General features: G+C 72.6%; 3 protein-coding genes. All 3 read right to left on the reverse strand.

Annotated features, from left to right (window positions below; all coding sequences use genetic code 11):
* Nucleotides 1-1,697: thiol reductant ABC exporter subunit CydD (cydD, locus tag FNQ90_RS13215; RefSeq protein ID WP_182606560.1), on the reverse strand; the 1,697-nt coding region annotated here is incomplete at its 3' end.
* Between the two features lie 120 nt (nucleotides 1,698-1,817).
* Nucleotides 1,818-2,990, reverse strand: coding sequence for a cytochrome d ubiquinol oxidase subunit II (cydB, locus tag FNQ90_RS13220; protein WP_323379929.1), 1,173 nt, complete (start codon nucleotides 2,988-2,990; stop codon nucleotides 1,818-1,820).
* Nucleotides 2,991-3,012: 22 nt separating this feature from the next.
* Entirely contained in the window at nucleotides 3,013-4,533 is a 1,521-nt protein-coding gene (locus tag FNQ90_RS13225) for a cytochrome ubiquinol oxidase subunit I (RefSeq protein ID WP_143620435.1), read from the reverse strand.
* Nucleotides 4,534-4,657 lie beyond the last annotated feature (124 nt).

Raw genomic sequence — 4,657 nt, forward strand, 5'->3', positions numbered from 1 at the left:
GTCGCCCCCGCCCCGCCGGCCCCGTCGGCGGCGTCCGGGCTCCCGTGCGCCGGAAGGGCACCGGCGGCCCCCGCCGGGAGGAGTTCCACCACCCGGTCGGCGAGGTCGCGCAGGGCCGGCCGGTGGGTGACGATCAGTACCGTCCGCCCGCCGGCGGCCCGGCGCAGGGTCTCCCGGACCCGCGCCTCGGTGAGGCCGTCCAACGCGGCGGTCGGCTCGTCCAGCAGCAGCACCGGACGTTCGGTGAGCAGGGCGCGGGCCAGCGCGACGCGCTGCCGCTGCCCGGCGGACAGGCCCGCCCCGCCCTCGTCCACCCGGCGCCCCGGCGGCAGGTCCGCGTCGGCGGCGGCGTCGCGCAGGGCACGGAGCACGGCCGCGTCATCGGCGTCGGGGCGGGCGAGCCGGACGTTCTCGGCGATGGTTCCGGCGAACAGGTGGGGGTGCTGCGGCACCCACGCCACCTGCCGGTGCCACGAGGCGGGGTCGAGGTCGGCGAGGTCGCGGTCCCCGATGAGCACCCGTCCGCCCGGCTCCGGGCGGACGAACCCCAGCAGCACGTTGAGCAGGGTGGTCTTCCCGGCGCCCGACGGGCCCACCACGGCGACGGTCTCGCCGGGCCGCAGCGTCAGGTCCACCCGGCTCAGCACCTCCCCGGCACGGCCCTCCCGCCGCACGGTGACGCGCTCCAGCCGCAGGTCGGCGGTGCGGGCGTCGGGGGCGGTCCCGGTGCCGGGGCGGGGCCGCTCGGTCCCCAGCACGCCGAACACCTCGTCGGCGGCCGACAGGCCCTCGGCGGCGGCGTGGTAGTGGGTGCCGACCTGGCGCAGCGGCAGGTACGCCTCGGGGGCCAGGATCAGCACCACCAGGCCGGTGTGCAGGTCGAGTTCGCCGTGCACCAGGCGCATGCCGATGCTCACCGCGACCAGCGCCACCGAGATGGTGGCGAGCAGTTCCAGGGCGAAGGAGGAGAGGAAGGCGATGCGCAGGGTGCGGACGGTGGTGCGACGGTAGTCGGCGGTGATGGCCCGGATGTTCTCCACCTGGGCGCGGGCACGACCGAAGACCTTCAGGGTGGGCAGGCCGGCGACCACGTCCAGGAAGTGGTGGGAGAGCCGGGACAGTCGGCGCCACTGCCGGTCCATGTGGGCGCGGGTGGCCCAGCCGATGAGGACCATGAAGAGCGGGATCAGCGGCAGGGTGCCGAGGATGATCGCCGCCGAGACCCAGTCCTCGGTGAGGATGACGGCCAGCACGGCGGCGGGGACCGCGACGGCGAGGCCGAGCTGGGGCAGGTAGCGGGCGAAGTAGTCGTCGAGGGCGTCGATGCCGCGTCCGGCTAGCACGGCGAGTTCGCCGCTGCGCCGGTGGTCGAGCCGGCCGGGGCCGAGGGCGGCGGCGTGCTCGACCAGCCGCGTCCGCAGCTCGGACTTGACGGCGGCGCCCGCCCGGTGGGCGGCGCGCTCGGTGAGCCAGGAGACCAGGGCGCGGCCCACCGCCGTGGCGGCGAGCAGCGCCACGGAGCCGGTCAGTTCATCGGAGCCGAGGCCCTGTTGGAAGGAGCCGACGACGATGTCGGCGATCAGCACGGCCTGGGCGATGACCAGACCGGCGTTGAGGAGGCCGAGCAGCACCGAGCCGACGAGGAACCCGCGGGTGGCGCGGGCGTGACGGAGGAGGCGGGGATCCACGGGCTTCATGGCGTTCGGTCTTCCGTGCGGGGGCGGTCGGCCGGCGCCGGTCGGGGGTAACCGGCGCCGGCCGGGGGTCCCGGTCCGTCGGTGAGGCCGGCCGGGCCGGGAGTCGGTGGCCGACGCGGATCAGGCGGTCGGCACGCGATCGGGCGAGCCGGGCGCGTCGGGGCTCTCCGGCGCGTCGGGGCTCCCGGGTCCTCCGGTGTCGGGCCCGGTGGTGGCGGGTCCGGTTCCGCCGTCGGCGGGGCCGTGCGGGTCGGGGGCCAGGTGCTGCACCCCGATCCGCTTGCGGAACACCCAGTACGTCCAGCCCTGGTAGAGCAGCACGATCGGGGTGGCGATGGCCGCGACCCAGGTCATGATCGTCAGGGTGTAGGGGGTGGCGGCGGCGTTGACCACGGTCAGGTCCCACTCGGCGTTCAGCGAGGAGGGCATCACCGCCGGGTAGAGGGTCAGGAAGAGCATGGTCACGGCGGCGGCGATGGTGACGCCGGAGAGGCCGAAGGCCCAGCCCTCGCGTCCGGCCCGGTTGGCGAACAGCGCGGCGACCAGCGCTCCGGCGGCGATCACCAGGGCGAGCAGCGACCACGCGGTGCCGGTGCCCAGCTGGGTCCAGCCCAGGAAGGCCACGGCGAGGGCGGCGGTGACCAACCCCAGCCGGCCCGCCAGCGCGCGGGCCCGTTCCCGGACCTCCCCGACCGTCTTGAGCGCGATGAAGACCGCGCCGTGGAAGGTGAAGAGGAGCAGGGTGACGGCGCCACCGAGCAGGGCGTAGCCGTTGAGGAGGGTGAAGAGGTTGCCGACGTACTCGCCGTCGGCGTCGATCGGCACGCCGCGCACGATGTTGGCGAAGGCCACCCCCCACAGGAAGGCGGGCAGCAGGGAGGTCCAGAAGATGGCGTGCTCCCAGTTGCGCTGCCAGCGCTCCTCGGGCCGCTTGGAGCGGTACTCGAAGGCGACGCCGCGCACGATCAGGCAGATCAGGATGAGCAGCAGCGGGATGTAGAAGCCGGAGAAGAGGGTGGCGTACCACTCGGGGAAGGCGGCGAAGGTGGCGCCGCCCGCGGTGAGCAGCCAGACCTCGTTGCCGTCCCAGACGGGGCCGATGGTGTTGATCAGCACCCGGCGCTCGCGGCGGTCGCGGGCCAGGCCCCGGGTCAGCACGCCGACGCCGAAGTCGAAGCCCTCCAGGAAGAAGTAGCCGATCCACAGGACGGCGATCAGGGAGAACCAGACGACGTTCAGCGCGTGCGGTTCGAGGGCGGCGTGCACGGAATTCGCCAACTCGACGGGATTCACGGGTCAGTGCTCCTTTCGCCGCTCAGTAGGAGAAGGCCATGGGGCGGTCGGCGTCCTCGCGGTCGTGGCCGCCGATGCGGGTGGGCGGGTTGCGGTCGGCGTCGGTCAGCTCGGGCGGTCCGGCCTTGGCGTACTTGATCAGCAGTTTGACCTCGACGACGGCGAGCACCGCGTACAGCAGGGTGTAGACGCTCATCGAGAGGATGACCTCGCCCTGCGAGACGTTGGGGGAGACGCCCGCGGAGGTGGGCAGGACCCCGTAGACCACCCAGGGCTGGCGGCCCATCTCGGTGAAGATCCAGCCCCAGGCGTTGGAGATCAGGGGGAACGCGAGGGTGAGGAAGGCCAGCCGCCAGTACCACCGGGAGAGGGTGGGGCCGAGTTCGCCGTCGCGGGTCAGGGCGAGGATCGGCACCCGCTCGGTGTCGGCCGCCTTCTCGCGGAGGCGTTCGGAGAGGAAGAGCCTGCGGCGGGTGAGCCACAGCCCGGCGACGCCCAGCGCGAAGGAGATCATGCCGAAGGTGATCATCCAGCGGAAGCTCCAGTAGGCGACCGGGATGTTGGGGCGGTAGTCGCCGGGCCCGAACTCCTCCTGCATGGCCTCGTTGGTGTCGTTGATGCCGGGCACCGGGTCGGAGAAGTTGCCGTGGGCGAGGAAGGAGAGCAGGCCGGGCACCTCGATGGCGACCACGTTGCGCCCCTCGTCGACGTCGCCGATGGCGAAGGCGGAGAAGGGGGCGGGGCCCTCGGTGTCCCACAGGGCCTCGGCGGCGGCCATCTTCATGGGCTGCTGCTCGTACATGATCTTGGCGATGTGGTCGCCGCTGACGGCGGTGAGCAGACCGCCGACGACGACGGTGACCAGGCCGAGCCGCATCGAGGTGCGCATCACCTCGACGTGCCGGCCCTTGCGCAGGTGCCAGGCGGCGATGCCGACGACGAACGCCCCACCGGTGAGGAAGGCGGCGGTGATGGCGTGGGCGAAGTGGGCGACGGCGGTGTTCTGGGTGAGGACGGCGAGGAAGTCGGTGAGTTCGGCCCGGCCCGCCTCCTCGTTGTAGGTCCAACCGACCGGGTGCTGCATCCAGGAGTTGGCGGCGAGGATGAAGTAGGCGGACAGCACGGTGCCGACCGCCACCATCCAGATGGTCGCCAGGTGCAGCTTCTTGGGCAGCTTGTCCCAGCCGAAGATCCACAGGCCGATGAAGGTGGATTCGAAGAAGAAGGCGATCAGCGCCTCGAAGGCGAGCGGTGCGCCGAACACGTCGCCGACGAAGCGGGAGTAGTCGGACCAGTTCATGCCGAACTGGAACTCCTGGAGGATGCCCGTGACCACGCCCATGGCGATGTTGATCAGGAAGAGCTTGCCCCAGAACTTGGTGGCCCGCAGATAGCGGTCCTTCCCCGTGCGCACCCAGGCGGTCTGGAGGCAGGCCACCAGGGTCGCCAGGGAGATCGTCAGCGGGACGAAGAGGAAGTGGTAGACGGTGGTGATGCCGAACTGCCACCGGGCGAGGGTCTCGTCCGCGAGGGCGAGGTCCACGAGGTCGCCGGTGAGGTGCAGGGCGGTGGCCGCGGCGGTTGGATCCACGGTGGTGCTCTCCTTCTTCGGTGCTCGTCCCCGGCCGTCGGCTCCCGGTCGGGGGTCGGGCGGTCCGGGGGCGGAC

This window comes from Streptomyces alkaliphilus (genome assembly GCF_014141535.1).
In the GTDB taxonomy this organism is placed as follows: Bacteria; Actinomycetota; Actinomycetes; order Streptomycetales; family Streptomycetaceae; genus Streptomyces; species Streptomyces alkaliphilus.